General features: G+C 71.2%; 24 protein-coding genes. 11 read left to right on the top strand and 13 right to left on the bottom strand.

The window, feature by feature from the left end; genetic code table 11:
* Positions 1–79: 79 nt before the first annotated feature.
* Genes B9S58_RS12270 through B9S58_RS12260 form a run of 3 tightly spaced genes read left to right on the top strand, consistent with a single transcriptional unit; the run spans position 80 to position 3,682 of the window.
* Positions 80–1,564 carry a molybdopterin molybdotransferase MoeA gene (locus tag B9S58_RS12270; protein ID WP_258044395.1) on the top strand — a complete coding sequence of 495 codons (1,485 nt, stop codon included), beginning with the start codon at positions 80–82 and terminating at the stop codon, positions 1,562–1,564.
* Positions 1,522–2,658, top strand: a complete 1,137-nt coding sequence (locus B9S58_RS12265) for a TrkA family potassium uptake protein (protein WP_103532153.1) — start codon at positions 1,522–1,524, stop codon at positions 2,656–2,658. The genes B9S58_RS12270 and B9S58_RS12265 overlap by 43 nt, the downstream gene beginning before the upstream one ends.
* Before the next feature lie 31 nt (positions 2,659–2,689).
* A complete protein-coding gene (locus B9S58_RS12260; protein WP_103532152.1) occupies positions 2,690–3,682 on the top strand; it encodes an NAD(P)H-quinone oxidoreductase in 993 nt (330 codons plus the stop codon).
* Positions 3,683–3,852: 170 nt separating this feature from the next.
* On the opposite strand, the gene B9S58_RS12255 is transcribed toward B9S58_RS12260, so the two are convergent.
* The 6 genes from B9S58_RS12255 to B9S58_RS12230 all read right to left on the bottom strand — a co-directional run bounded on the left by B9S58_RS12255 (position 3,853) and on the right by B9S58_RS12230 (position 11,625).
* Entirely contained in the window at positions 3,853–4,401 is a 549-nt protein-coding gene (locus B9S58_RS12255; protein ID WP_103532151.1) for a bacterial proteasome activator family protein, read from the bottom strand.
* A gap of 111 nt (positions 4,402–4,512) precedes the next feature.
* Complete coding sequence (locus B9S58_RS12250; RefSeq protein WP_103532150.1) at positions 4,513–7,371, bottom strand: FtsX-like permease family protein; 2,859 nt, start codon at positions 7,369–7,371, stop codon at positions 4,513–4,515.
* Positions 7,368–8,159 carry an ABC transporter ATP-binding protein gene (locus tag B9S58_RS12245; protein ID WP_103532149.1) on the bottom strand — a complete coding sequence of 264 codons (792 nt, stop codon included), beginning with the start codon at positions 8,157–8,159 and terminating at the stop codon, positions 7,368–7,370. The genes B9S58_RS12250 and B9S58_RS12245 overlap by 4 nt, the downstream gene beginning before the upstream one ends.
* 188 nt (positions 8,160–8,347) lie before the next feature.
* Entirely contained in the window at positions 8,348–8,971 is a 624-nt protein-coding gene (locus B9S58_RS12240; RefSeq protein WP_103532148.1) for a PadR family transcriptional regulator, read from the bottom strand.
* Between the two features lie 94 nt (positions 8,972–9,065).
* Positions 9,066–9,803, bottom strand: coding sequence for a hypothetical protein (locus tag B9S58_RS12235; protein ID WP_103532147.1), 738 nt, complete (start codon positions 9,801–9,803; stop codon positions 9,066–9,068).
* Positions 9,804–9,978: 175 nt separating this feature from the next.
* The gene (locus B9S58_RS12230) at positions 9,979–11,625 is read right to left on the bottom strand and encodes a protein kinase (protein WP_103532146.1); all 1,647 of its coding nucleotides are present in this window, start codon (positions 11,623–11,625) and stop codon (positions 9,979–9,981) included.
* Positions 11,626–11,976: 351 nt separating this feature from the next.
* Here B9S58_RS12230 and B9S58_RS12225 point away from each other — a divergent pair, with 351 nt between their 5' ends.
* Positions 11,977–13,572: a protein kinase gene (locus tag B9S58_RS12225; protein ID WP_103532145.1), complete on the top strand. Its 1,596-nt coding sequence runs from the start codon at positions 11,977–11,979 to the stop codon at positions 13,570–13,572.
* 94 nt (positions 13,573–13,666) lie between these two features.
* Here the strand turns inward: B9S58_RS12225 and B9S58_RS12220 are convergent, their stop codons facing one another.
* The 3 genes from B9S58_RS12220 to B9S58_RS12210 all read right to left on the bottom strand — a co-directional run bounded on the left by B9S58_RS12220 (position 13,667) and on the right by B9S58_RS12210 (position 16,131).
* Positions 13,667–14,716, bottom strand: a complete 1,050-nt coding sequence (locus B9S58_RS12220; RefSeq protein ID WP_103532144.1) for a phosphotransferase — start codon at positions 14,714–14,716, stop codon at positions 13,667–13,669.
* A 134-nt stretch (positions 14,717–14,850) separates the two neighbouring features.
* A complete protein-coding gene (locus B9S58_RS12215) occupies positions 14,851–15,378 on the bottom strand; it encodes a pyridoxamine 5'-phosphate oxidase family protein (protein ID WP_258044390.1) in 528 nt (175 codons plus the stop codon).
* 93 nt (positions 15,379–15,471) lie between these two features.
* Positions 15,472–16,131 carry a response regulator transcription factor gene (locus B9S58_RS12210; protein ID WP_103532177.1) on the bottom strand — a complete coding sequence of 220 codons (660 nt, stop codon included), beginning with the start codon at positions 16,129–16,131 and terminating at the stop codon, positions 15,472–15,474.
* Positions 16,132–16,479: 348 nt separating this feature from the next.
* Between B9S58_RS12210 and pdhA the strand changes: the two genes are divergently transcribed.
* Genes pdhA through B9S58_RS12195 form a run of 3 tightly spaced genes read left to right on the top strand, consistent with a single transcriptional unit; the run spans position 16,480 to position 20,089 of the window.
* The gene (gene pdhA / locus B9S58_RS12205; RefSeq protein ID WP_103532143.1) at positions 16,480–17,640 is read left to right on the top strand and encodes a pyruvate dehydrogenase (acetyl-transferring) E1 component subunit alpha; all 1,161 of its coding nucleotides are present in this window, start codon (positions 16,480–16,482) and stop codon (positions 17,638–17,640) included.
* A gap of 2 nt (positions 17,641–17,642) precedes the next feature.
* Positions 17,643–18,623 (top strand): alpha-ketoacid dehydrogenase subunit beta, encoded by a 981-nt coding sequence (locus tag B9S58_RS12200; protein ID WP_103532142.1) that lies wholly within the window; start codon positions 17,643–17,645, stop codon positions 18,621–18,623.
* 11 nt (positions 18,624–18,634) lie between these two features.
* The gene (locus B9S58_RS12195; protein ID WP_103532141.1) at positions 18,635–20,089 is read left to right on the top strand and encodes a dihydrolipoamide acetyltransferase family protein; all 1,455 of its coding nucleotides are present in this window, start codon (positions 18,635–18,637) and stop codon (positions 20,087–20,089) included.
* Between the two features lie 59 nt (positions 20,090–20,148).
* Here the strand turns inward: B9S58_RS12195 and B9S58_RS12190 are convergent, their stop codons facing one another.
* Positions 20,149–20,577: an ATP-binding protein gene (locus B9S58_RS12190; RefSeq protein ID WP_103532140.1), complete on the bottom strand. Its 429-nt coding sequence runs from the start codon at positions 20,575–20,577 to the stop codon at positions 20,149–20,151.
* A 244-nt stretch (positions 20,578–20,821) separates the two neighbouring features.
* Here B9S58_RS12190 and B9S58_RS12185 point away from each other — a divergent pair, with 244 nt between their 5' ends.
* Both B9S58_RS12185 and B9S58_RS12180 read left to right on the top strand, forming a co-directional pair.
* Complete coding sequence (locus B9S58_RS12185; RefSeq protein ID WP_103532139.1) at positions 20,822–21,700, top strand: helix-turn-helix transcriptional regulator; 879 nt, start codon at positions 20,822–20,824, stop codon at positions 21,698–21,700.
* Between the two features lie 2 nt (positions 21,701–21,702).
* Positions 21,703–21,888, top strand: coding sequence for a DUF397 domain-containing protein (locus tag B9S58_RS12180; RefSeq protein WP_097956051.1), 186 nt, complete (start codon positions 21,703–21,705; stop codon positions 21,886–21,888).
* A 76-nt stretch (positions 21,889–21,964) separates the two neighbouring features.
* On the opposite strand, the gene B9S58_RS12175 is transcribed toward B9S58_RS12180, so the two are convergent.
* The 3 genes from B9S58_RS12175 to B9S58_RS12165 form a co-directional block, all read right to left on the bottom strand.
* On the bottom strand, positions 21,965–22,864 hold the full coding sequence (locus B9S58_RS12175) for a D-alanyl-D-alanine carboxypeptidase family protein (RefSeq protein WP_103532138.1): 900 nt from the start codon (positions 22,862–22,864) through the stop codon (positions 21,965–21,967).
* An 84-nt stretch (positions 22,865–22,948) separates the two neighbouring features.
* Positions 22,949–23,623 carry a cation diffusion facilitator family transporter gene (locus B9S58_RS12170; RefSeq protein ID WP_103532137.1) on the bottom strand — a complete coding sequence of 225 codons (675 nt, stop codon included), beginning with the start codon at positions 23,621–23,623 and terminating at the stop codon, positions 22,949–22,951.
* Positions 23,623–23,958, bottom strand: coding sequence for a helix-turn-helix transcriptional regulator (locus tag B9S58_RS12165; RefSeq protein WP_103532136.1), 336 nt, complete (start codon positions 23,956–23,958; stop codon positions 23,623–23,625). The genes B9S58_RS12170 and B9S58_RS12165 overlap by 1 nt, the downstream gene beginning before the upstream one ends.
* A 136-nt stretch (positions 23,959–24,094) precedes the next feature.
* Here B9S58_RS12165 and B9S58_RS12160 point away from each other — a divergent pair, with 136 nt between their 5' ends.
* Complete coding sequence (locus tag B9S58_RS12160) at positions 24,095–24,778, top strand: GntR family transcriptional regulator (RefSeq protein WP_103532176.1); 684 nt, start codon at positions 24,095–24,097, stop codon at positions 24,776–24,778.
* Positions 24,775–26,082: a nitrate/nitrite transporter gene (locus B9S58_RS12155; RefSeq protein WP_103532135.1), complete on the top strand. Its 1,308-nt coding sequence runs from the start codon at positions 24,775–24,777 to the stop codon at positions 26,080–26,082. The genes B9S58_RS12160 and B9S58_RS12155 overlap by 4 nt, the downstream gene beginning before the upstream one ends.
* The last annotated feature ends 3 nt before the right edge of the window (positions 26,083–26,085 follow it).

Genomic DNA, 26,085 nt, shown 5'->3' with positions numbered 1-26,085 from the left:
CGCCACCGTCCGGGCGTCCGAAAGCGATCAGCGGCCCCGGTCCGATCGGGTCTCCCCCGGGGATTCCACGAGTGACCCCATGGAGTTCCCGCCGGGAACCCCCACGCCGGAGGCACCCTTGCCGGAAGCACCGGAGGACCGGCCCGAAAGCCCTGTCCGGTTCCCCGCCCCGTCCCCATCCCCACCCCCGTCCAGGTCCCCATCCGCACCCCCGTCCCCATCCGCACCCCCGTCCCCATCCGCACCCCCGTCCCCGTCTTCTTCGTCCCGGCCCCCAGCCGTGTCCTGGGGCCGGGCGCGGGCGGTCGCGGCGAGGGCCGGGCGTGGCGGTCCGACCGCGACGATCCGGTTGCCGCTCGACCGTGCGCTCGGGCATGTGCTGGCCGAGGAACTCGGCGCGCTCACTGATCTGCCGTCCTTCGACACCTCGGCCATGGACGGCTGGGCCGTAGCCGGGCCCGGGCCCTGGGCGTTCGAGGCCGGGGCTGGGCTCCTGGCCGGACGCGGCCCGGCCACCCCGCTGCCCGATGGCGCCGCCGTACGGATCGCCACCGGCGCCCGCGTCCCGCCCGACACCACGGCGGTCATCCGCAGCGAGAACGCGCATGCCGACGGGGACAAGGGGCTGCTGCATGCCCGGCGGCCGGTGGTCACCGGGCAGGACATCAGGCCCCGGGGCCAGGAGTGCCGTTCGGGTGAGCAGCTCGTTCCGGCCGGGACGGTCGTGACCCCGGCCGTGCTCGGTCTCGCCGCCGCCGCCGGGTACGACGCGCTGCCCGTCGTGCCCCGGCCACGCGTCGACATCCTCGTCCTCGGCGACGAACTGCTCGCCGCCGGTCTGCCGCACGACGGGCTGATCCGTGACGCGCTGGGCCCCATGCTCGGCCCCTGGCTGCGCGCCCTGGGCGCCGAGGTCTCCGGGCCCGTACGCCTCGGGGATGATGCCGGGGCGCTGCGCGATGCCCTCTCCGGCTCCGACGCCGACCTGATCGTCACCACCGGCGGCACCGCCTCCGGCCCGGTCGACCATGTGCATCCGGTTCTCGAAGCCCTCGGGGCCGAACTGCTGGTGGACGGCGTGGCCGTCCGCCCCGGTCACCCGATGCTGCTGGCGCGGCTCCCGGCTTCCGGACAGCAGGAGGGACAGCAGGAGGGACAGCCGAAGGGGCAGCAGGAGGGACCGTCGGACGGGCGCTATCTGGTCGGGCTGCCCGGCAATCCGCTCGCGGCCGTATCGGGGCTGCTGACGCTCGCGGAGCCGCTGCTCGCGGGCATCGCGGGCCGCCCCGCCCAGGACGCGTACCGGGCTCTCGTCCATGCCGAGGTGCACGGACATCCGCACGACACCCGTCTCGTCCCCGTGGTCCACCGCGCGGGCCGGGCGGGCGGCCGGGACCATGTCGCGCCACTGCGCTACAACGGGCCCGCGATGCTGCGGGGGATCGCCGCGGCGGACGGGCTGGCCGTCGTACCGCCGGGCGGGGTACGGTCCGGCACCGAGGCGGAGATTCTGGATCTGCCATGGGCCCCGGCGACGCCGTGGACGGAAGGGTGTTTCACGTGAAACTTCCCGGCCACGATGCGATGGCCAGGCGAGCGGACGAAGTGGTCGTGCCGACCCGGGTGATGCTCCCCCGCCGGGTCGTCGACGGCCCGGCCCGCCAAGTCGGCAAGCGTCTGCTGATGGCGCTGCTCGTGCTGACCGCGACCGTTCTGATCGTCTGGCTCGACCGCGACGGCTACAACGACTCCGCCGACGGCAAGGTCGACCTGCTCGACGCGATCTATTACGCGACGGTCACCCTCTCCACCACCGGGTACGGCGACATCACACCGTTCAGCGATGGGGCCAGGCTGATCAACGTGGTGCTCGTGACACCGCTTCGCGTGCTCTTCCTGATCATCCTCGTCGGTACCACTCTCGAAGTCCTCACGGAACGGACCCGGGAGGACTTCCGGCTGAAGCGTTGGAGATCCAACTTGCGTGACCACACCGTCGTCGTCGGCTTCGGCACGAAGGGCCGCTCGGCGATCCTGACCCTCTGCTCCACGGGCCTGCGGAAGGACCAGATCGTCGTCGTCGATCCGGCCACCAAGGTGATCGAGGCCGCCAACGCCGAAGGCTTCACCGGTGTGCTCGGCGATGCCACCCGCAGCGATGTCCTGCTGCGCGCCGAGCTCCAGAAAGCGCGTCAGATCATCATCGCCACCCAGCGCGACGACACCGCCGTCCTGGTGGCGCTGACCGCACGTCAGCTGAACCGCGGGGCGAAGATCGTGGCGGCGGTGCGCGAGGAGGAGAACGCGCCCCTCCTGCGACAGTCCGGCGCCGACGCCGTCATCACCAGCGCCAGTGCCGCCGGGCGGCTGCTCGGCCTCTCCGTCCTCAGCCCCAGCGCGGGCACGGTGATGGAGGACCTGATCCAGCAAGGCAGCGGCCTTGATCTGGTGGAACGGCCGGTCATAAAGGCCGAGGTGGGCAAGAACGTACGGGAGACGGACGACCTCGTCGTCAGTGTCCTGCGCGGGCACCGGCTGCTCGGCTACGACGACCCGGCGGCCAGCCCCTTGCAGCTGACGGACCGGGTCATCACCATCGTGCGGAAGAGCCCCAGCGCCTCCTCGGTGCCGGGCAACTCGATGCCGCCGCGTCCCTGAACGCACCCCGCGCCGGAGTAGCCTCGCGGCCATGCATGCGATCACGATTCCCGAACCCGGCGGCCCCGAGGCGCTCGTGTGGGCCGAGGTGCCCGATCCCGTACCCGGCGACGGCGAGGTCCTCGTCGAGGTCGTCTCCAGCGCCGTGAACCGCGCCGACGTGCTCCAGCGGCAGGGCTTCTACAACCCGCCGCCCGGCGCGTCCCCCTACCCCGGCCTGGAGTGCGCGGGCCGTGTCCTCGCGCTCGGCCCGGGGGTGACCGGCTGGGCGGTCGGAGACGCGGTGTGCGCGCTGCTGGCGGGCGGCGGTTACGCGGAGAAGGTCGCTGTGCCGGCGGGCCAGCTCCTCCCCGTACCGGAGGGCGTCGACCTGGTGGAGGCCGCGGCGCTGCCCGAGGTCACCGCGACGGTGTGGTCCAACGTCTTCATGGTGTCCCACCTCCGCCCCGGTGAGACCTTCCTGGTCCACGGCGGCTCCAGCGGCATCGGCACGATGGCGATCCAGCTGGCGAAGGCGGTCGGCGCGCGGGTCGCGGTCACGGCGGGCAGCCCGGAGAAGCTCGCCCGGTGCGCCGAGCTGGGTGCGGACATCCTCATCAACTACCGCGAGCAGGACTTCGTCGAGGAGCTGCGGGAGAACACCGCCGGGGCGGGGGCCGATGTCATCTTGGACCTCATCGGCGCCAAATATCTGGACCGGAACGTGCAGGCGCTCGCCGTCAACGGCCGCCTCGCGGTCATCGGCCTCCAGGGCGGCGCCAAGGGAGAGCTGAACCTCGGCGCCCTGCTGACCAAGCGGGCCGCCGTCACCGCCACCTCGCTGCGGGGCCGCCCGCTCCACGAGAAGGCCGCCATCGTCGCCGCCGTACGCGAGCACGTCTGGCCGTTGATCGGCGGCGGGGTGGTCCGGCCCGTGGTGGACCGGGTGCTGCCGATGGCGGACGCCGCCGAGGCGCACCGGGTGCTGGAATCCAGCGCGCACGTCGGGAAGGTCCTGCTGGTCGCCCCGGCGGCCGGTGCCTGACCCTCCACGCAAACAGGAACACGTGAACAGGAACACGTGAACCGGCACGCGTAGACGGCCACGCCTAAGCAGTTACGCGTAAGCAGTCACGCGGACGACGAGGGGCCCGGCGCACACCGTGATGTGCACCGGGCCCCATTCGGTCCTCGGTCTCCAGCGGCGGATGTCCGCTACAGATACGGCCCCGAACGGATCGGGCCGTGCGGGTCCGCCATGCCTTCCTCGTCCTCGTGACCCGTGCCGGGCGGCAGTGCGCGGCGCATCTGCTCCAGTTGGGCGCGGGCCGCCATCTGCTGGGCGAACAGCGCCGTCTGGATGCCGTGGAAGAGCCCCTCCAGCCATCCCACGAGCTGTGCCTGGGCGATCCGGAGCTCGGCCTCGGAGGGCACGGACTCCTCGGTGAACGGCAGGGAGAGCCGCTCCAGCTCCTCGACCAGTTCGGGCGCCAGGCCGTCCTCCAGCTCCTTCACGGAGCTGGCGTGGATCTCCTTGAGCCTGACCCGGCTCGCCTCGTCGAGAGGAGCCGCCCTGACCTCCTCCAGAAGCTGCTTGATCATGCTGCCGATGCGCATGACCTTCGCGGGCTGTTCCACCATTTCCGTCACCGGGACCTCGCGCGACTCGTCGTCACTGGCACCGCCGCCGATAGCCATTCCGTCCTGGCCCACGACAAGGACCTGCGGGTGCTCCTGCGACCGGTCATTCCTCGGCATTTCCATGCCGCCATTGTCTCGCACACGTGCCGTACCCCACGTTGGTGCCCCCGAAAACGGATGATCTACCGTCATCGGGGGCACCGGAACCCTTCCGGGAGCGCCGGAAGGGGGCGTTCACCCCGCGCGCCGGGCCAGCGTCAGCCGGGAGCTGGTGAGGGCGGCGGCGAGCAGTCCGGCGAGCACCGGAACGACCAGGGCCAGCAGCCCGATGGTCTCCCACGGCATCACGATCGGCGTGTAGGCCGACTGCATCGGATCCTCCCGCATGTCCGCCAGCGCCGCGCGCAGGTCGGTCAGCCGCAGCGCGACCGCGGGTACGAGCCCCGCCGCCGTTCCCAGGAGCACGCCGGTCAGGGCGACGACCAGGCACTGGAAGCCGGACAGCGAACGCCGTACGCCCGGGGGCGCCCCCACCGCGCTGAGGGTGGTGAGGTCGGCCTCCGCGTCGGCCTTGGACAGCCCGGTCGTGATGGCCGCCGCGCCCAGGGTCACCACGCCGGCGAAGAGGGCGAGGATCAGCAGGATCGTGTCGTCCTGCGTCCGGAACCTCTCGTTCGAGGTCATCAGGTACGCGCGGTCCCCGGCCCGTTGGAGCGCGGAGTAGGTCGCCTGCATCTCGGCGTCCGTGGGGTCGCGGTTGAGCGAGTAGAAGCTGCCGTGGTCCTCGACATGCAGGCCGAGCCGTTCTGCGGCCTTCTTCGGCATGACCATCCGGATGCCCGGCGTCGCCGCGAAGCGGTCCGGCGCGACGTACACCTTCAGCCGGTCCGTGGTGGTGCGGGCCTTGCCGGGGTGCAGGGCCCGGTTCTTCTTGTCGCGGTCGTTGTAGGTGTGGGTGGCCTTGAGGGTGACCTCGCCGTTCTTCGCGTACGCCGAGTTCAGCAGGACGGGGGTGCCGTCGGCCAGGGCCTTCTTCGCCGCGGGGTCGTCGAGCTTCACGTACGAGTCGAGCACGTCCGCTGCGCCGATGACGATCTTTTCCTCGTCGGTGCCGAACGCGGTCATGGTGTAGTTCTCGTCCATGCAGGCCGGGGAGTTCATGAGCCGTTTGTGCTCGTCGGCCGAGATCCGCAGGGCGAGCTCCTTGGCGCCCCTGCCCTTCAGCGGGCAGGAGTGGGCCTTGCCGGTGGGCTTGACGAGGTCGAGCGTGCCGCAGCCGGCCTCCTCCTCGTAGTAGACCCCGCAGTCGCTGCCGGCCCAGACCCGTCCGGTGTCGGCGCGCTTGCCGCTGACCGGGAGGTTCTGCTCGACGGCGGCCCGGGAGCGGGCCAGATCCGGTTTGCCGTCGCTGCCGGAGCCCATCAGCGCGACGGTGCCCGGGGTCATGTTGGGCTCGTAGTCGTACGCCTGCTGGGCGGCGCTGCTGCTGGTGTACGTGGCGATGGCGACGCTGCCCGCGACCGCCGCCATCACGGCGGCGACGGCGGGGGCGGTACGGCCCCGGTTGCGGGCCGCGTCGCGCAGGGCCATCCGGGGCGTCAGCGGGAGCCGTCGGCCGAGCCGGCCGAGGAATCCGACGATGACCGGGATGCAGCCGAGGACGCCGAGTTCGGCGAGGACGGATCCGCCGGCGACGAGGGCGGTGTCGCCGGCCACCCCGCCGTACACCGCGATCGCGACGCCGGCCGTGAGCGCGACGACACCGATGACGGGCAGCACACGGGAGCCGCGGCGGGTGCCGCGCCGGCCGGTGAGCGACTCCAGGACGGACTGGCGGCCCGCGACGATCGCCGGGGCGAGTGCGGCGAGGACGCCGGTGACCAGGCCGAGCAGGCCGATGCCGAGGATCTCCCAGGGCCGTACGGTCAGTTCGCCGAAGCGGCTGCCCGTGTAGTCCTCGATCATCGGGCGGAACAGGGCGGTCAGGCCGAACCCGGCGCCGACGCCGGTCACCGCGCCGACCCCGCCGAGCACCGCGCCGCCCGCGAGGACCACAGCGCGGACCTGGCTGCGGCTGCCGCCGCACGAGCCGACCAGGCCCAGCTGCCGGCGCGAACGGCGGGCGCCCACGGCGAACGCCGGGCCGGCCAGCAGCACGATCTCCAGGACGGCCATGGCGGCCACCGTGAGAGCGGCCGCGGTCAGCGCGGTGTCGTTGTCGAACGAGCTGCCCATCCTGGCCGCCATCGGGACCTCGGAGTCCGGCGGCGGATTCAGGACGACCTGGCGGGACTTGATCACCACGCCCTTCTCGTTGGCGGCGAGGATGTCCTGCCAGGTGACGCCCGCTCCGGGCGGGCCCTGGACCAGCCACCTCGGGTCGGTCGCCTGGGGCGGCAGGATGTTCTTGTCGCCGTCGGCTGTCTTCTGCCAGGGGGCGATGACCGAGCCGGGAAGCGCGTACAGGGCGTCCGCCCGTAGGTCGGCGGGGAGTTCGACCGCGCCGGTGAGGGTGTAGGTCTGGTCGGGGCCGCGCACGGTGACGCGGTCGCCGATGGACAGTCCGGACGACTCGATGAAGTCCTCGGTCGCCGCGATCTCGTTCTTGGCCCGGGGGTACGCGCCGTCGGTCAGCTCGATCCGGCCGCGCAGCATCGGGTCGTCGATGCGCAGTTCGGTGATCTCGGTGTCGGTGATGCCGTGGCGGGTGGTCACCGACGCGGGCACCCTCCGCTCGGTGAGGTGCCGCGAGCCCTCGGGGAAGGTCGCGGTCACGTCGACCGGCCTCTCCTGCTCCTCGGGCGTCGGGTCCTTGGCACCCTCGGGCGGGTTCCAGCTGATGCCGTCGGGCAGCTGCTGGAGCTTCATCGGGCCCATGCTCGTGGCCGTGAACCGGGCGTCGGCCGCGCCCAGTTCGGCGGTCAGCTCCTCGGCCTTGGTGGGCAGGGCGCTGCGGTAGGTGAGGTCGGCGGCGGTCACACCGAGGACCGGCAGGGCGATCATCGCGACGACCAGGGCGCTGCGGCCCTTGGCCCGTGCGGCGTCGCGCCGGGCTATGCGGAAGGCGGCGCGCCAACCGGAGAAGGGGCTCACGCGGCGGCCTCGGCGGTTCCGGCGGTTCCGGCGGAGAGGAGGGAGTCGGCTCCGGTGGTGAGCGTCTGGTCGACGATCGAGCCGTCCCGGAGGAAGACGACCCGGTCGGCCCAGGCCGCGTACCGGGGCTCGTGGGTGACCATGACGCCGGCCGCGCCCTGGTCGCAACGGGTGCGCAGCAGGGCGAGGACGGCCTCGCCGGTCTCGGAGTCGAGTGCTCCGGTCGGCTCGTCGGCGAGCACGAGGCGCCGGTCGCCGACGAGGGCGCGGGCGATGGCGACGCGCTGCTGCTGGCCGCCGGACATCTCGTCGGGGAAGCGGTCGGCGATCTCCTCCAGCTTCATCTCGGCCAGCGCGGCGAGGGCTTCCTTGCGGGCCTTGCGCACGGAGACGCCGTCGAGTTCGCGGGGCAGTGCGATGTTTTCGGCGGCGGTCAGGGCGGGGATGAGGTTGTAGTCCTGGAAGACGTAGCCGACGCTGCGGCGGCGCAGGGCGGCCATCCCCTTGGGGCCGAGGGCGGCGATGTCCTGGCCCTCGATGACCACCTGGCCGCTGGTGGCGGTGTCGAGCCCGCCGGCCAGGGTCAGCAGGGTGGACTTGCCGGAGCCGGAGGGGCCCATCACGGCGACCAGTTCGCCCGGGTGCACGGCGAGGTGGATCCCGCGCAGGGCGTGCACCTCGGCGATGCCGGAGCCATGGGTACGGGTCAGCGCCCGCAGTTCGAGTACGGGGCTGCCGCCGGGCGTCCCGGAGGACGGCGGGGGCGGGGGCGTGACGGGCGCGGGCATGGTGGGTGGTTCCCCCTAGGAACAAGGTGGGTCGGGTAGCGGCGGCGTCGGGACGGGGCACTGCCCGGGGTTGTGGGCAGCGTCGTCGGGACGGGGCACCGCAGGGGCTGTCGGCGCGAGCACCGGCACCGCCCGGACCGGGGGCGGCTGCTTCGGCACCGGCACCGCATGTGCTGCGGGCGTCGGCGTCAGCGCGTGGACCGTGTCCGGCCGGCCAGCGATCGGGCCGGACCGCGGGTGGCCGTGGGGCCGGGCTCGGCGGCGGGCTCGGTGGCGGCGGCCTCGGCGAGGCGGACGAGCCGGGACTCGCAGTGGTCGAGCCAGCGGGCCTCGGCCTCCGCCTGGAAGATCAGCTGCTCCACGACGAGCAGCCAGGCGACCTCGTCCCGGTTGGCCGGGACGTCGGCCAGGGCCTGGGCCTTCAGCCGGGTGTAGTCCTGCATGGCCTTGAGCGTGTGGTGGCGCTGGGACTGGATGACGTCCCGGATGTCGACGCCGGGCGCCCCCACGGCCATGGCGAGCTTGATGGCCAGTTCGTCGCGGGGCGGACTGGTGCGGTCCACGGGCGTCCCGAACCAGGTGCGCAGCTCGGTGCGGCCGTCATCGGTGATCGCGTACAGGTCGTGCCCGGCGTCGTCCGAACCGTCCTGGACGATCATGCCGTCGCGCTCCAGGCGGCTGAGCGTCGTGTAGACCTGCCCGACGTTCAGGGGCCAGGTGGAGCCGGTGCGCGACTCGAACTCGGTGCGGAGTCGGGACCCGTAACGGGGGCCCCGCTCCAGCAGGGCCAGCAGGCCGTGGCGAATGGACATACTGAGTATGTATACCGAGTATGTCCCTCCTGGCAAGTCTCGTCGGCACGTCTCGACGGTGCTCTCGCCGGGGCGGGACCGGTGGTCGCGACGCTCAGTACGTGCGGCGCATACGGAACGCGAGGAAGCCGAGCCCGAGACCGACCAGGGCGATGCCCGTACCGAGCGAGACCTGCTGCACCCGCCGTACGGCCGAGGCGTCCAGCGCCTGGCCGGCCCGTTGCCCCGGATCGGTGAAGGCGCTGGACGGCGGGGTGGAAACGGGCAGGTCGACGGGGTCCGCGAGGGCCTCCCCGGCTTCCTCGGGCCCGTCCTCCTCGACGGGATCCTCGGCCCGCGCCAGCTCCAGCGGCGACAGCGAACGCCCGGGACGCGCCTTCCCGGCCCCGGCCTCGCGCCCGGCCAGGGGGGCGGTCGACCCGGAGACGTCGGGGGAAGCGGAAGGAGAGGAGGAGGAGGGTTCCGGCGCGTCGGCCCCGGGCCCGGCGGGGGCCTGCGCCCCGGGTCCGGTCGCGCCCGGGGAGGGCGGGACCGGAACGGCCCCCGATGCTCCGGAGACCGGGAGGCCGGACAGTACGGGCAGGGCGGAAGGGAGCGCTGAAGGGGACGCGGAGCCCGACGGGACGGGCGGAGGGGAGGCCGGAGGGGACGGGGCGGCGGATGCGGTGGCCGCGGGGCCCGACGTCCCGGGGAGCGCGGCGGTGAGGTGCGGACCGTCGGGGACCGAAGACCCGTGGGCGGAGCCGCCCAGCGGCCCCAGCGCCGCTCCGGCCGCCGCCAGCAGACAGACCGCACACCTCGACGACCATGCGGCTGGAAGTCCTGGAGCCATGAGATCAGCGTCACACGGGCCCCTGTATCCGGCATCCCGGACGCGGTATCCGGAACTTCGGGGCCCGTTACCGGTCCACGACGAAGATCCGGGGGTGATTCGTGGAGATCTGTGGACCCGTAACGATCACCTTCGGACACCGCCCGGCCGGGCGGTGTCGCTCAGGACCGGCGGATCAGGAGGGCTTGCCGGTGGAGACCTTCAACTCGAAGTGGGCGCCGCGCTCGGGGACAGCCGCACCGGAGGACGGGAACTGGCCGACGACCTGGCCATCGGCGTAGGTGTTGCCCGGCTCCTCGATCTCCTTGATCGTCCAGCCCGCGGCGGCCGCACAGGCCTTCGCCGACTGAATGTCCTTGTAGACGAAGCTCGGCGCGCGGACCTTCTTCGGGTCGTTGGAGTCCTCAGAAGCGTTCGAGCACTTCGTGTCCTCCATCGTCCGGTTGCGCTCCGGCGGGCGGTACCCCTCCACCTCGCTGGTGCCCGGGTCGCCGTCCTTGCCCGCCTCGTCGTCCTTGCCGTTCTGGAGGGCGAGCGCGGTGATCAGGCCGCCGACGGCCAGCAGCGCGACGACGATCGAGCCGACGATGACCGGCATGTTCCGCTTCGAGCCGCCGCGGTCGGTGGTGCCGACGGCCGTGGAGTGCTGTGGGCTGATCGAGTACGGCGGCGGGGTCTGGTGGGCCAGCGGGCCCGGGGTCGGATAGCCCTGGGCCTGCGCTGCCTGCGGGTAGCCGTAGCTCGGCGCGGGCGCCGGGGTCGGCTGGCTGTACGGGCCCGGCTGCTGGGGCTGCTGGTGCGGATGCGGCTGGTACGGCGTCTGGACGCTCTGCGGCGCCGGAGTGCTCTGGTCGACCGGCGGGAACACCGCCGAACCGACCCCGGCACCGCTGTTGGCGGGCCCGCCGCCGGTCACGATCACCGGAGCGCCGGTCTGGCCGCCGGAGGCGTTCAGCACGCGGGCGATCTCGTCGTGCATCGCGGCGGCGCTGGGGAAGCGCTCGTTCGGGTTCTTCTTGAGCGCGCGGGCGACGAGGGCGTCCATCGCCGGGGTGACCGCCCGGTTGATGCTGGAGGGCGCGACCGGATCCTCCTGCACATGCGCGTACGCGATGGCCAGCGGCGAGTCCGCGTCGAACGGGATCCGGCCGGTGAGCAGCTGGAAGAGCATGATGCCGACCGAGTACAGGTCGGACCGGGCGTCCACGCCGCGGCCGAGGGCCTGCTCGGGGGAGAGGTACTGCGGGGTGCCGACGACCATGCCGGTCTGCGTCATCGAGGTGACACCGGACTGCATGGCACGGGCGATGCCGAAGTCCATGACCTTGACGATGCCGCGCTTGGTCATCATCACGTTGCCGGGCTTGATGTCCCGGTGGACCAGGCCCATCTCGTGGCTGGTCTCCAGCGCGGCGAGCACGTCCGCCGTCACCTTGAGGGCCTTGTCGGCCGGCATCGCGCCGTGACTGCGGATGTCGGCGGCCAGCACCGAGCCGAGCGGCTGCCCCTCGACGTACTCCATGACGATGTACGGCATCAGCGCACCGCCGAGCTCGTCCTCGCCGGTGTCGAAGACGGAGACGATGTTGGTGTGCTGGAGCTTGGCGACGGCCTGCGCCTCACGCCGGAAGCGCTCGCGGAACGACTGCTCGCGGCCGAGCTCGGTGTGCAGGGTCTTGATCGCGACCTGACGGTCCAGGGCGGAGTCGTAGGCCAGGTATACGGACGCCATCCCGCCCTCGCCGAGCAGGTCGCGCAGCTGGTAGCGGCCGCCCGCGACCGCCCCGCCCGCGTAGCGGCCCTGTGCGCCGTCCTGGCTCATGACTTGCATCCCCCTCGGCGGCGCGCGGTCGCACGCGGTGTTTCTGTCCGACAGTTTCTGTCTGACGCGGTTGCGTGCGACGCGGTTCCGTACAACGCGATTACGCGCCAAGTCTGCCCCAGGGGTCCGACACGTCAAGCCAGGTGCCCGTTCCGTGACCCTACGCACAAGAAGCGTCTCGGAAGCGTTACAGGAAACGCATCAAACTCAGGTGTAGGACGCGCCGGGCGGTCCGATGATCCTCCCGCAGCGGAACCGTGGTGTCCGGTGGAGGCTGTAGCGTGACGTGGCAATGCAGCAAGGCACCGTGAGAACCCGCGGACGCGCGGACAGAAACGACGGCGAGGACTGATGGCACCCGATTCCGAAGCAAACGGCGGCGGAGTTTCGGATGGCTCCGACGCCTGGGGCGTCGGCGGCGTCGTCGGTGACGGCCGTTACCGGATGACCTACCGGCTCGGCCGGGGCGGCATGGCAGAGGTCTACGCGGCGGAGGACGTCCGGCTCGGACGGACGGTCGCGGTGAAGCTGCTCCGCTCCGACCTGGCCGAGGACCCGGTCTCCAAGGCCCGCTTCACCCGCGAGGCACAGTCCGTCGCGGGCCTCAACCACCACGCGATCGTCGCCGTGTACGACTCCGGCGAGGACGTCGTGGGCGGCCAGACCGTCCCGTACATCGTGATGGAGCTGGTCGAGGGCCGCACCATCCGCGATCTGCTCCTGACCGCCGAGGCCCCGCCGCCCGAGCAGGCGCTGATCATCGTCTCGGGCGTGCTGGAAGCCCTCGCGTACTCGCACCAGCACGGCATCGTGCACCGCGACATCAAGCCCGCCAACGTGATCATCACGGACTCCGGTGCGGTCAAGGTGATGGACTTCGGCATCGCCCGCGCGCTGCACGGCGCGCAGTCGACGATGACCCAGACCGGCATGGTCATGGGCACCCCGCAGTACCTCTCCCCCGAGCAGGCGCTCGGCAAGGCCGTCGACCACCGGTCCGACCTGTACGCCACCGGCTGCCTGCTCTACGAGCTGCTCGCGCTGCGGCCCCCGTTCACCGGTGAGACCCCGCTCTCGGTGGTCTACCAGCACGTCCAGGACATCCCGGTGCCGCCGTCCGAGGTCTCGGACGTGGTGCCGCCGGAGCTGGACGGGATGGCCATGCGCGCGCTGGCGAAGGACCCGGACGACCGGTTCCAGAGCGCCGAGGAGATGCGCGGGCTCGTCCAGTACAGCCTGCAGATGCTCCAGGTGCAGGGCGGCCACACGGGCACGTGGAACACCGGTCCGGTCATGCCGCACGAGGGGGGTCAGACCCCGCCGCACGGAATGTCCGGCTCCACCCGTGCGATGGGCCACCCGATGCACGGGGACACCTCGCAGGGCCCGATCCTGCCGCCGTTCAACCCGGACGACGGGGGCTACGACGGCGGAGGGCAGCGGCGGTCCGGCTCCGGGCGCGGCAAGATGTGGCTCTTCGTCCTGCTCGCGCTGATCGCGATCGGTGCGGGGGTCGCCTTCGCTCTCAACGCCGCGCAGGACAACGGCGGGAAGAAGAAGGACCCGGTCACCCCGTCCACCTCGGTCAGCCAGTCCGAGGAGGAGCCCTCGGAGGAACCCTCCGAGGAGGAGTCCGACGAGCCGGACGAGCCGGACACGTCCACCGGAGGTCGGACACAGCCGAATTTGCCGCCGTGGACCCCGCCCCCGACCCCGAGCGAGCCTTCGTTCACCCCGTCCCCGACCCCGTCCGAACCGGACCCCGGTACGTCGGACGGCAACACCAACGAGGGCACCATCGGCGAGCCCTCCGGCGATCCCAGCGACCCGGCCACCGACCCCGGCACCCCGGGCGGAGCCGGCGGCGACGACGGTGGGGCCGGTGGGGACGACGGCGGTTCGGGGACCACGCCGGGAGACCCGACCGCGGGCAATGCCACGCCGTAACGCGCCACCGCACCACCGCACCTCGCCGTGAGCCCGGCGTGCGCCCTCTTGGCGCGCGCCGGGTTCGTGCGTGGTGAGGGGTAGTGCGGGTCGCTCACTCCGTGAAGGCCGCGCACACCGCCGCGTACTCCCGCGTCCACCACACCGCCAGGGCCGACACCGCGGGGAACTGCGGGTCGGCCCTGCGGTCGTCGAGGCGATAGCGCCAGCGGAGTATCCAGAAGTCGTTGAGCCGCTCCCACCACACCCGGTGCACCGCGGCCGCCAGCTCCGCGGCCCCCGCCCCGGCGGCCCGCTGGTACGCGCGGGCGTACGCCCGTACCTTCGCGAGGTCCAGTTCCCCGTCCGGCCGGACGAAGAAGATCGCCGCCGCCCGTACCGCCTCCTCGGCGCGCGGCTGTACGTCCAGCCGGTCCCAGTCCACGATCGCGACCGGGTCGGCGCCCCGGTAGAGAAGGTTCAGCGGGTGGAAGTCCCCGTGCACCCAGCCGGTGGCGGGCCCGTCCGGGGTGGGCGGGCGGCGGTGGGCGTGCTGTTCGAGCAGGGCGCGGCGTTCCACGAGCCGGTGCACGGCGAGCTCGTCGAAGGCGTCGCGGGGGGCGTTCCGGCCGCCCCGTCCGCCCTGTCCGCCCTGCCCACGGGCGGCGGCCAGCAGGTCGTCGATCAGTGCGAAGGTGTCGGCGGCGTCCGGGCTGCGGTGCCCCGGCCGGGCGGGCGGGTTCGCCGGACGCGGGCCGTCGCGCGGCGTCATCACCTGCTCCAGGCCGGTGTGCACGGTGCCCAGGAGGGTTCCGAGCCGGCGGGACTGGGCGGGGGTCAGCTGGGCGCCGACCCGGTGGAGGCCGTCTACCCAGGGGTGCAGGGCGTAGCACCGTTCGCCGATCACGGTGACGGTGTCGCCCCGGGTGTCCGTCAGGGGCGGGACGACGGGCACGCCGAGCGACTGCAGGCGCTGGGTGGCGCGGTGCTGGCGCACGATCGCGGCCCGTTCGCCGCTGGTGTCGTCCAGGTGCTTCTTGTCGAGATGGTGCTTGAGGAAGTAGGAGCCGCTCGTGGTGGAGACGCGGTATCCGTGGTTCAGCAGGCCTTTGGTGATCGGCTCGCAGGCGAGTGGCTCGCCCACGTCCGGGTAACGGCGCAGCACCTCGCCGACCGGGGGAACAGGTGGACGAGTGACATATGAGCGCGGCACTTACCAGATGTTAGATCACTCTGCGTGGTCGTTCTGCGGACTTGCGGTCACGCCCGTGGGTGCGCTAAGCGAAGTGGGCCGGTGCGCTAAGCGAACCGGTCGGTGCGCTGGGCGAAGTCGAGGACGTGTTCCGTGACGAAGTGCGGATCGACCCGGAGATAGGCCGGCGCGTAGGGCTCACCGTTGACGGAGACGGGTGCGGCGCCGAACAGTTCCTCCTGCTCGGGGCAGGGGTGCACGATCTCGGCGGGGCCGGTGAACTGCACAGACCACAGGTTGCCGCCGTCGCCGGATGCCGCGTCGTTGTAGTTGTCCGCCCCGTATGCGACGACGCCGCCGTTGCAGGCCTCGTGGTGGCCGAAGCCGCTGTGCATCCGCAGCAGGATGCGGCCTTCGCTCACGATGTGCCGGGCCACCGCCAGGAACGGCAGGGCCCGCATGCTGGTCGCGAGGCGGCCGTACGGGACCCTGCCGAGCAGTTCGATCGGCTCAGTCCGTCCGGCCGGCTCAGTCCGTCCGGACGGCCCGGGCCGCCCGGCCCGCCCGGATCGTTCGATCGTGCCGGTCGCGAAACGCCGGATCGTCTCGGTCGCGGGGAGTTCGTCGAAGGACATGGATTCCACTGTCCCCCGGTCGTAGGGGCCGCGTAAGAGTCGCCTGCCCCGGCCGGTGCGGGACCAAAGTCCCGCCCGGCGGTGCGAGAGGGGTCAGCGGCGCTCGGCCTGGAGGCGCGCGACGTACGCGGCCGCCTGCGAGCGGCGCTCCATGCCCAGCTTGGACAGCAGGCTGGAGACGTAGTTCTTGATAGTCTTCTCGGCGAGGTGCAGGCGCTCCCCGATGACCCGGTTGGTCAGGCCCTCGCCGATCAGGTCCAGGATCTTGCGTTCCTGTTCGGTGAGACCCGCCAGCTTGTCGTCGCCCTTGCCGTTGCCGCCGTCGCGCAGCCGCTCCAGCACCCGGGCGGTCGCCACCGGGTCCAGCAGCGACTTTCCGGCGGCCACGTCCCGTACGGCATTCAGCAGTTCATTGCCGCGGATCGCCTTCAGTACGTACCCCGAGGCGCCCGCCATGATCGCGTCGAAAAGTGCCTCGTCATCGGCGTACGAGGTGAGCATCAGGCATTTGATGTTCTCGTCCTGGGAACGGACTTCCCGGCACACCTCCACACCGCTGCCGTCCGGCAGTCGCACGTCGAGCACCGCCACATCGGGACGCGTCGCCGGGATCCGCACCAGGGCGTCCGCGGCCGTACCGGCCTCGCCGACCACCTCGATGTCCGCCTCGACGGAGAGGAGCTCATGGACGCCTCGCCGGACGACCTCGTGATCATCAAGCAGAAATACGGTGATTTTTCCATCTTCGCGCACGATCGCAGTCTCACACACTCGCTTCCGCTCCGCTCTTCCCTGGCGCTGATCCGCGGGATAACGTGCCGTTGTTCCGGCGGCCTGCAAGGCTGTTTCCAGTGCCCTGACCAGCAGCGCTTCGCGATTTTTTCGATTTACTTGGAAATCCAAGCAAAATCGCAGGTCAGATAGGGTTTCGCAGTTATGCGACGCACTGGGTAACGTGCCTATGACAGGGCGCTCGCCGGGGCACCTGTCACGCCTGATCCCGGCCGGCCGGCACCCACCCCGTGCGCGGTCACCGGATTCAGGCGAGCCGCACTGGTTCCCGGCAGACCCCGGGGGCCGGACCGACGGAGGAGCACGCACGTGACCGTGGAGAGCACTGCCGCCGCGCGTAAACCGCGACGCGCCAGTAAGCGGACCAGCGCCGCGAAGAAGCCGCAGAGTTCCGAGCCCCAGCTCGTACAGCTGCTGACGCCCGAGGGTGAACGCGTCGAGCACCCGGACTACAGCATCGACCTGAGCGCCGACGAGCTGCGCGGCCTGTTCCGCGACATGGTGCTCACCCGCCGTTTCGACGCCGAGGCGACCGCCCTCCAGCGTCAGGGCGAGCTGGGCCTGTGGGCCTCGCTGCTCGGCCAGGAGGCCGCCCAGATCGGCAGCGGGCGGGCCCTGCGCGACGACGACTACGTCTTCCCGACCTACCGGGAGCACGGCGTCGCCTGGTGCCGCGGTGTGGACCCGACCAACCTGCTCGGCATGTTCCGCGGTGTGAACCACGGCGGCTGGGACCCGAACACCAACAACTTCCACCTGTACACGATCGTCATCGGCTCGCAGACGCTGCACGCCACCGGCTACGCCATGGGCGTCGCCAAGGACGGCGCGGACTCCGCCGTGATCGCGTATTTCGGTGACGGTGCCTCCAGCCAGGGCGATGTCGCGGAGTCGTTCACCTTCTCCGCGGTCTACAACGCCCCGGTCGTGTTCTTCTGCCAGAACAACCAGTGGGCCATCTCCGAGCCCACCGAGCGCCAGACCCGCGTGCCGCTCTACCAGCGCGCCCAGGGCTACGGCTTCCCCGGTGTCCGCGTCGACGGCAACGACGTCCTGGCGTGCCTGGCCGTCACCCGCTCCGCGCTGGAGCGGGCACGCCGCGGCGAGGGCCCGACGCTCGTCGAGGCGTTCACGTACCGCATGGGCGCGCACACCACCTCCGACGACCCGACGAAGTACCGGGCCGACGAGGAGCGGGCCGCCTGGGAGGCCAAGGACCCGATCCTGCGGCTGCGCGCGTACCTGGAGAAGGCGAAGCTCGCGGACGAGGCCTTCTTCACCGCGCTGGACGAGGAGAGCGAGACCCTCGGCAAGCGGGTACGGGAAGCGGTACGCGCGATGCCCGACCCGGAACCGATGGCCCTGTTCGAGCACGGCTACGCCGACGGCAGCTCCCTCGTCGACGAGGAGCGGGCCCAGTTCGCCGCCTACCAGGCATCGTTCGCCGACTCTGCCGAGGAGGGCAAGTAGCCATGGCCGAGGAAAAGATGTCCATCGCGAAAGCGCTCAACGAGTCGCTCCGCCACGCCCTCGACAACGACCCCAAGGTCCTCATCATGGGTGAGGACGTCGGCAAGCTCGGCGGCGTCTTCCGTATCACCGACGGACTCCAGAAGGACTTCGGCGAGGACCGGGTGATCGACACCCCGCTCGCCGAGTCCGGCATCGTCGGCACGGCGATCGGCCTGGCCCTGCGCGGCTACCGCCCGATCGTCGAGATCCAGTTCGACGGCTTCGTCTTCCCCGCGTACGACCAGATCGTCACGCAGCTCGCCAAGATGCACGCCCGCGCGCTCGGCAAGATCAAGCTGCCGGTCGTCGTGCGCATTCCGTACGGCGGTGGCATCGGCGCGGTCGAGCACCACAGCGAGTCCCCCGAGGCCCTCTTCGCGCACGTCGCGGGCCTCAAGGTGGTCTCGCCCTCGAACGCGAGCGACGCCTACTGGATGATGCAGCAGGCCGTCCAGAGCGACGACCCGATCATCTTCTTCGAGCCCAAGCGGCGTTACTGGGACAAGGGCGGGGTCGACACAGAGTCCATCCCCGGCCCGCTGCACAAGGCCGTGACCGTCCGCGAGGGCAGCGACCTCACGCTCGTCGCGTACGGGCCGATGGTGAAGGTCTGCCTGGAAGCGGCCGCCGCCGCCCAGGAGGAGGGCAAGTCGATCGAGGTCCTGGACCTGCGCTCGATGTCCCCGATCGACTTCGACGCCGTCCAGGCGTCGGCCGAGAAGACCGGCCGGGTCGTGGTCGTCCACGAGGCGCCCGTCTTCTACGGCTCCGGCGCGGAGATCGCGGCCCGGATCACCGAGCGCTGCTTCTACCACCTCGAAGCGCCTGTACTGCGGGTCGGCGGCTATCACGTCCCCTACCCGCCGGCCCGGCTGGAGGACGAGTATCTGCCCGGCCTGGACCGGGTGCTCGACGCCGTCGACCGCTCGCTGGCGTTCTGAGGAGAGGGTTCGTGACCACGATGACCGAAACGTCTGCTCGTTTCCGTGAGTTCAAGATGCCCGACGTGGGCGAAGGACTGACCGAGGCCGAGATCCTCAAGTGGTTCGTCCAGCCCGGTGACACCGTCACCGACGGCCAGGTCGTGTGCGAGGTCGAGACCGCGAAGGCGGCCGTCGAGCTGCCGATCCCGTTCGACGGGGTGGTGCACGAGCTGCGCTTCCCCGAGGGCACGACCGTCGACGTCGGCCAGGTGATCATCACGGTCGACGTGGCCCCGGGCAGCGGCGACGCCCCGGCCCCCGCCGCTCCGGTCCAGGAGCCGGTGGAGGCCGCCGATTCCGATGACGGCGACGCGCCGAAGGGCCGCACGCCGGTCCTGGTGGGCTACGGGGTCGCCGAGTCCTCCACCAAACGTCGCCCGCGCAAGGGGGCGTCGACCGCTCCGGAGGCCGCCGCCGCGGCGGCGGTGCAGGCCGAGCTGAACGGGGGTGCGGCGCCCGCTCCCGCACCCGCCGCTGCTCCCGCCCCGGCCGGTGCTCCGGCGGTCGGCCGTCCGCTGGCCAAGCCGCCGGTCCGCAAGCTCGCCAAGGACCTGGGCATCGACCTGGCGACGGTGGTGCCGACCGGCAAGGACGGCATCATCACCCGCGAGGACGTCCACGCGGCGGCGGCCCCGGCTGCTGAGGCCTCCCCGGCCGCGGCCTCCCCGGTCGCCGAGCCGGTGGCAGCGGCCGCCACCGAACCCCGGGCCGCCGAGGGTTCCGCCCGCGAGACCCGTATCCCGGTCAAGGGCGTCCGCAAGGCCATCGCGCAGGCGATGGTCGGCAGCGCGTTCACCGCGCCGCACGTCACCGAGTTCATCACGGTCGACGTGACGCGCACGATGAAGCTCGTGGCCGAGCTGAAGGAGGACAAGGACATGGCGGGGGTGCGGGTCAACCCGCTCCTCATCATCGCCAAGGCCCTCCTCGTCGCGATCAAGCGGAACCCCGAGGTCAACGCCGCCTGGGACGAGGCCAACCAGGAGATCGTGCAGAAGCACTACGTGAACCTGGGCATCGCGGCGGCCACCCCGCGCGGCCTGATCGTGCCGAACATCAAGGACGCGCACGACAAGACGCTGCCGCAGCTCGCGGCGTCCCTGGGCGAGCTGGTCACCACGGCCCGGGACGGCAAGACCTCCCCGGCCGCGATGGCGGGCGGCACGGTGACCATCACCAACGTCGGCGTCTTCGGCGTCGACACCGGTACGCCGATCCTCAACTCGGGCGAGTCCGCGATCCTGGCGGTCGGAGCGATCAAGCTCCAGCCGTGGGTCCACAAGGGCAAGGTGAAGCCGCGTCAGGTCACCACACTGGCCCTGTCGTTCGACCACCGCCTGGTCGACGGCGAGCTGGGCTCCAAGGTGCTGGCCGATGTGGCGGCGATCCTGGAGCAGCCGAAGCGTCTGATCACCTGGGCTTAGCTGCCTTTTCCGGTGGGCCCGTACGTTTCTGCGTACGGGCCCACCGGCATGTCCGGCACTCACCGTACGGCGAGTTCGGCGTACACCGTCTTGCCGACCGTGCGCGGCTCGACGCCCCAGTCGTCGGCGAGCTGGGCGACGATCAGGAGGCCGCGCCCATAGCAGTCGTCGGCGTCGGGCTCGCGTGGATCGGGCAGGCGCTCCCCGCGCGGATCGCTCACCGCGATACGGAGCGCGCTCGCGGTGAGGGTGAGACGGACCCGGAAGAGCCGGCCCCGGATCGCCCCGTGCAGCAACGCGTTGGTCGCCAACTCGCTGACCAGGAGCGCCGCGTCACCGGCGAGCGCGGGGTGCCCCCACTGGAGGACGAGCCGGGTGGCGCGGTGCCGGGCGAGGACGACGCTGTGCGCGGTGGGCGTGTAGTCGACGCGGCCCTCGCGGAGTGCGGGGCCGGGGGTGGGGGCGGGGATCTCCTGGGCTGCGGTCATGGACGCTTGCCTCCGGGGTGGGGTGGGCGGTGGCGATGTCGCGGCTGCGGTGGGCCGGACCCGTGACTTTTCGGTTCCGGTGCAGGGCAGGGCGGTGCACTTCCGCCGAGGTGGCTCCGCTGTGCGAGCGGTGGAGTACCGAAAGCACTGGCCTCCAGGAGGCGGTACAAGTGAAACGGAGACAATTGTCCCCAACGGGTGACGGAGGTCGACGCCCCGCCCCGGGAAGCGGGACACTGGGGCCGTGAATCCAGCGACTCCGCAGGGAAACCGGTCGTCAACTGTCCTGGGGCGCAGGCTCGGTAGCGAGCTGCTGCGTCTGCGGGACGCGTCCGGGAAGACGCAGCAGCAGGCTGCCCAGGTCATCAGCGCGACCAACTCGAAGATCGTCAAGATGGAGCGGGGCTGGGTTCCCATGAGGGATCCGGACATCCGAACCCTCTGCGAGTTCTATGGTCTGGAGGACGCGAAGTCCGTCGGGCGGCTGCTGGAAGTCGCCCGGATGGACCGTGAGCGCCGCAAGGCGAAGGGCTGGTGGAACCAGTACCCCGAGCTGCGTTCACTGGTCGAGTACGTTGCGCTCGAAGACATCGCGACAGGCGTCCGGACCTGGCAGGGGGCTTTCGTTCCAGGGTTGCTTCAGACCCCGGACTACGCCAGGGCGCTCGCAGTCGGTAACGCGGACTGGGATGACCCCGACGAGATCGAGCGTTTCGTCGAAGCGAAGATCGCGCGGCAGGCACGTCTCACGGAGAGCACTCCACTGGCGTTGTGGGCGATTGTCGCCGAGGCGGCCCTACGCCAACTGGTCGGTGGCCGTGAGGTGATGCGCGCTCAACTGGCGCACCTGGCGGAGGCAGCTGCCGAGCCAAATGTCACGGTGCAGGTTGTCCCCTTCCTTGCGGGGTCACACCCGGGCATGACCAGCGCTTTCAGCATTGTCTCGTTCGCTGAACCTGGTGCGATGGACGTGGTCTACATGGACACGACGTCGTCTACGCTGTGGCTGGAGAGTGAGACGGATGCCGCCCGCCACAACGTCACATTCGGTCGCATTGCCAGATGCGGACTCGCTCCCCGCGATTCCATCGCTCTCATAGGGCGTATTCGCAAGGAGTTGTAGTTGTGCCCCACTTCGAGTTCGTCCGGTCCAGCTACAGCAGCGGCAACGGCGAGTGCGTCGAAGTGGCCCGCAACATCCCCCGTACCGTCGCCGTTCGCGACTCCAAGCGCCTCGGCGGACCCGTCCTCACCCTCGCGCCCGCAGCCTGGGACGCCTTCACGGCCGACCTGCGCCGCCGGCAGCCGTAAGCCTCGGGCGACGCGAAGGGGCCCGACCCGCACACACCGTGCGGGCCGGCCCCCTTCGCCGTACAACGTGGGCCGGTTACCGCTTGAACCCGTAGTCCATCAGCTTCTTCGCGTCGGCGGTGCGGTTCGCCTCGGAGGACGACGTCAGCACCGTGCCGATGACCGTCTTGCCCTTACGGGTCGCCGCGAAGACCAGGCAGTACTTGGCAGTCGGGCCCGAGCCGGTCTTGACGCCGATGTCGCCGCTGTAGCTGCTGAGCATCTTGTTGGTGTTGCTCCACGCCATGTAGCGGTAGCCACCGCTCTTCGTGGTCACCTTCTGCTTCGTCGACCTGGTCTTGACGATCGAGCGGAACGTGGAGTTCTTCATCGCCTTGGCGGCGATCTTCGTCAGGTCACGGGGGGTCGAGTAGTTGTTGCCGCCCCCTATGCCGTCGAACGAGTCGAAGCGGGTGTTCTTCAGCTTGAGGCTCTTCGCCGTGGAGTTCATCTTGCCGATGAACGACTTCACGCGGGCCGCACGGGTCTTGCCGGAGCCGAACTTGTCGGCCAGGGCGTACGCGGCGTCGCAGCCGGAGGGGAGCATCAGGCCGTAGAGGAGCTGGCCCACGGTGACCTTGTCGCCGACGATCAGCCGGGCCGACGAGGCGTTCTTGGAGACGATGTAGTCGCTGTACGCCTTCTGGATCGTGACCTTGGACTTCAGGTTCACGTTCTTCTGCGACAGGACCACCAGCGCCGTCATGATCTTGGTGGTGGAGCCGGTGGAGCGGCGGGTGTCCGCGGACTTGGTGAAGAGGGTCTTGCCGGTGCCGTTGTTCATCACGAAGCCGCCCTTGGCGACGATCTTCGGAGTCGGCGGCGTGGCGGCGTGTGCCGTGGAAGCGAAGGCGCTGCCCGCGAGCACCGCACCGGCGGTGAGCGTCACGGTGGCGGTGACGGTGACGCGATTGACGCGCGTGATGCCGATTTTCAACTGAACGCTCCAAATGCCCCTGATATGCGGCCACATAAGGGTGCCGCTCGGTGGTGAGACTCCTGGGGCGGGGCAATGGATGTGTTACCGAACGGGTGATTTTGTGCAAGCTTGACCCTGGGCCGTGGGCGCGCAGCAGCCCTTGCCCCGCCAGGCGTCGCGGCCCTCCTTGACCGCGAGGGCGGCGATGGTGAGGGCGGCGACCGGGTCGGCCCAGGACCAGCCGAGCGTGGCGTTGAGGAGCAGTCCGGCCAGCAGGACGGCGGACAGGTAGGTGCACAGCAGGGTCTGCTTCGAGTCCGCGACGGCGGAGGCGGACCCGATCTCCCGTCCCGCCCGTCGTTGGGCGGCGGACAGGAACGGCATGACCGCCAGTGAGAGCGCGGCGATGACGATGCCGAGGGGGGACGGATCGGCCTCGCCGGTGCCGGCCAGCGCCCGGACCGCGTCGACGGCGACGTACGCGGCGAGCGCGAAGAACGATACGGAGATGATCCGCAGGGCGGTCCGCTCCCGGGTCTCGCGCACCGTGTGCTCGCGGGCGGAGAACTGCCAGGCGACCGCGGCGGCGGAGGAGACCTCGATGACGGAGTCCAGGCCGAAGCCGATCAGTGCGGTGGAGGAGGCGAGGACCCCCGCCGTGAGGGCGGCCACCGCCTCGATGACGTTGTAGGCGATGGTGGCCGCGACCAGCAGCCGTATCCGGCGGGCGAGCGCGTCCCGGCGGGCCGGGGAGGGGCCGAGCGGGAGCACGGTCATCAGCAGCAGCCCTTCGTCTCCGCGTCCGGGCACGTGCGGTCGGTCTCGACGGCCACCACCGCGGAACGCAGGTCGCCCAGCGCGCTGCCGAGACGTTCGTCGGCGAGCTCGTAGCGCGTCCGGCGGCCGTCCGGCACGGTGACGACCAGGCCGCAGTCGCGCAGGCAGGCCAGGTGGTTGGAGAGCCGGGTGCGCGAGATGCCCAGGGCCTCGGCGAGGTCGGAGGGGTATGCGGGGGCCTCGCGGAGCGCGAGCAGCAGGCGGCAGCGGATCGGGTCGGCGAGTGCGCGGCCGAACCGCGCGAGCCCCTCGATATCGGAAGCGACAGTCAGCATGGGGTGACAGTACAGGGATTCCTGAATTCAGGAAAGCTTGAACCGTGGCGGGCATCGTGGAAACCCGCCGCCGTTGCGGAGGTCCAGAATCCGGACGGGGGCCGACATGCGTACATGTTGTATCTATGCTGTGCGCATGCCTGCCGCGCCCTCCTCCTCCGTGCCGTCGCCGAACCCGTCCCTCAAGCGTCCGCCCGCCGCCGAACGCGTGTACACGCACATCAAGGAAGCGGTCCTGGAGCGCCGTTACGAGGGCGGCACGCTACTCACCGAGGGGGACCTGGCGGACGCGGTCGGCGTGTCCCGGACGCCCGTGCGCGAGGCGCTGCTGCGGCTGGAGGTCGAGGGGCTGATCAAGCTCTACCCGAAGAAGGGCGCGCTCGTCCTCGCCGTCTCCGCGCAGGAGATCAAGGACGTGGTGGAGACCCGGCTGCTGGTCGAGGAGTTCGCCGCACGCAAGGCGGTGCCCGCCTCCGCGCAGTTGATCGTGCGGCTGGAAGAGCTCCTGGAGGAACAGCGGCAGCTGGCCGAGGACGGCGACCTGGCAGCGGTGGCCGTCAAGGACCGCTGCTTCCACGCCGAGATCGTGAAGAACGCCGGCAACGAGATCCTCTCGCGCCTCTACGACCAGCTGCGCGACCGTCAGCTGCGGATGGGTGTCGCGGTGATGGAGGCCCACCCCGGCAGGATCGAGGCCAACATCACCGAGCACGGTGAGCTGCTGGAGGCGATCCGGGCGGGGGACGCCGAGGTGGCAGCTCTGGTCGTGCGCCGCCATGTCGGCCGGGTCCGGGTGCTGGTGAGGGGTGAGGACCGGTGAGTTCGGCCGCCCCCACGCTCTCCCTGCCCGGTGACCCGCCCGGTGGTCGGAGGGCCGCCTGGGTCTGGGGCATCGGGGTCGCCGTCTACTTCGTCGCGATCATCTTCCGTACGAGCCTGGGGGTCGCCGGACTCGACGCCGCCGACCGGTTCGACGTCAACGCCTCGGCGCTGTCCACTTTCTCGATCCTCCAGCTCCTCGTCTACGCGGGCATGCAGATACCCGTCGGGCTGATGGTCGACCGGCTCGGGACCAAGAAGGTCCTCACCATCGGGGTCGTCCTGTTCACCGTGGGGCAGCTCGGCTTCGCGCTCTCCCCCTCGTACGGGATGGCACTGGCGGCGCGGGCGCTGCTCGGCTGCGGCGACGCGATGACGTTCATCAGCGTGCTGCGGCTCGGCAGCCGCTGGTTCCCGGCCCGGCGCGGGCCGCTGATCGGTCAGGTCGCGGCGTTGTTCGGGATGGCGGGCAACCTCGTCTCGACGCTGTTCATCGCGCGGGCGCTGCACAGCTACGGCTGGACCACGACGTTCGCCGGCAGCGCGCTGGCGGGCGTCGTGGTGCTGGTGCTGCTCCTGCTGTTCCTCAAGGACCACCCCGAGGGCCACGAGCCGCCGCCCGCCGAACACGCCGGGGCCGCGTACGTCCGGCGGCAGATCGCCGCCGCCTGGCGGGAGCCCGGAACCCGGCTGGGGATGTGGGTGCACTTCACGACCCAGTTCCCGGCGATGGTGTTCCTGCTGCTGTGGGGGATGCCGTTCCTGGTCGAGGCGCAGGGGCTGAGCCGGGGCATGGCGGGCACGCTGCTCACCCTGGTGGTGCTGTCCAACATGGTGGTCGGGCTCGTCTACGGGCAGATCATCGCCCGCCACAACGAGGCACGGGTCCCGATCGCCCTGGGCACGGTGGCGACGACGGCCCTGCTCTGGGCGTCCGCGATCTTCTACCCGGCCGACCACACGCCGATGTGGCTGCTGGTCGTCCTGTGCGTGGTGCTCGGCGCCTGCGGTCCGGCCTCGATGGTCGGCTTCGACTTCGCCCGGCCGGCCAATCCGCCCGAGCGGCAGGGCACCGCCTCGGGGATCGTCAACATGGGCGGGTTCGTCGCCTCGATGACCACCCTGTTCGCCGTCGGGGTCCTGCTGGACGCCACGGGCGACAACTACCGCGTGGCGTTCGCCTCGGTCTTCGTCCTGGAGGCGCTCGGCGTCACCCAGATCCTGCGGCTGCGCCGACGGGCGGCGGTCAGGGAGCGCGAGCACCACGTGGTCAGCCGCGTCGAGGCCGTGCACGTGCCCGCGTAGCCC

This window comes from Streptomyces sp. SM11 (assembly GCF_002910905.1).
GTDB lineage: Bacteria > Actinomycetota > Actinomycetes > Streptomycetales > Streptomycetaceae > Streptomyces.
This window is presented reverse-complemented; position numbering and strand designations above follow the sequence as displayed.

Bases quoted from the DNA above. Each gene is read 5' to 3' on its own strand.
- B9S58_RS12200 (WP_103532142.1), top strand. From the start codon at position 17,643: ATGGCCGAGGAAAAGATGTCCATCGCGAAAGCGCTCAACGAGTCGCTC.
- B9S58_RS12260 (WP_103532152.1), top strand. From the start codon at position 2,690: ATGCATGCGATCACGATTCCCGAACCCGGCGGCCCCGAGGCGCTCGTG.
- B9S58_RS12265 (WP_103532153.1), top strand. From the start codon at position 1,522: ATGGGCCCCGGCGACGCCGTGGACGGAAGGGTGTTTCACGTGAAACTT.
- B9S58_RS12160 (WP_103532176.1), top strand. From the start codon at position 24,095: ATGCCTGCCGCGCCCTCCTCCTCCGTGCCGTCGCCGAACCCGTCCCTC.
- B9S58_RS12165 (WP_103532136.1), bottom strand. From the start codon at position 23,958: ATGCTGACTGTCGCTTCCGATATCGAGGGGCTCGCGCGGTTCGGCCGC.
- B9S58_RS12170 (WP_103532137.1), bottom strand. From the start codon at position 23,623: ATGACCGTGCTCCCGCTCGGCCCCTCCCCGGCCCGCCGGGACGCGCTC.
- B9S58_RS12270 (WP_258044395.1), top strand. From the start codon at position 80: ATGGAGTTCCCGCCGGGAACCCCCACGCCGGAGGCACCCTTGCCGGAA.
- B9S58_RS12245 (WP_103532149.1), bottom strand. From the start codon at position 8,159: ATGCCCGCGCCCGTCACGCCCCCGCCCCCGCCGTCCTCCGGGACGCCC.
- B9S58_RS12240 (WP_103532148.1), bottom strand. From the start codon at position 8,971: ATGTCCATTCGCCACGGCCTGCTGGCCCTGCTGGAGCGGGGCCCCCGT.
- B9S58_RS12215 (WP_258044390.1), bottom strand. From the start codon at position 15,378: ATGTCCTTCGACGAACTCCCCGCGACCGAGACGATCCGGCGTTTCGCG.
- B9S58_RS12230 (WP_103532146.1), bottom strand. From the start codon at position 11,625: ATGAGCCAGGACGGCGCACAGGGCCGCTACGCGGGCGGGGCGGTCGCG.
- B9S58_RS12235 (WP_103532147.1), bottom strand. From the start codon at position 9,803: ATGGCTCCAGGACTTCCAGCCGCATGGTCGTCGAGGTGTGCGGTCTGT.
- B9S58_RS12225 (WP_103532145.1), top strand. From the start codon at position 11,977: ATGGCACCCGATTCCGAAGCAAACGGCGGCGGAGTTTCGGATGGCTCC.
- B9S58_RS12255 (WP_103532151.1), bottom strand. From the start codon at position 4,401: ATGGAAATGCCGAGGAATGACCGGTCGCAGGAGCACCCGCAGGTCCTT.
- B9S58_RS12190 (WP_103532140.1), bottom strand. From the start codon at position 20,577: ATGACCGCAGCCCAGGAGATCCCCGCCCCCACCCCCGGCCCCGCACTC.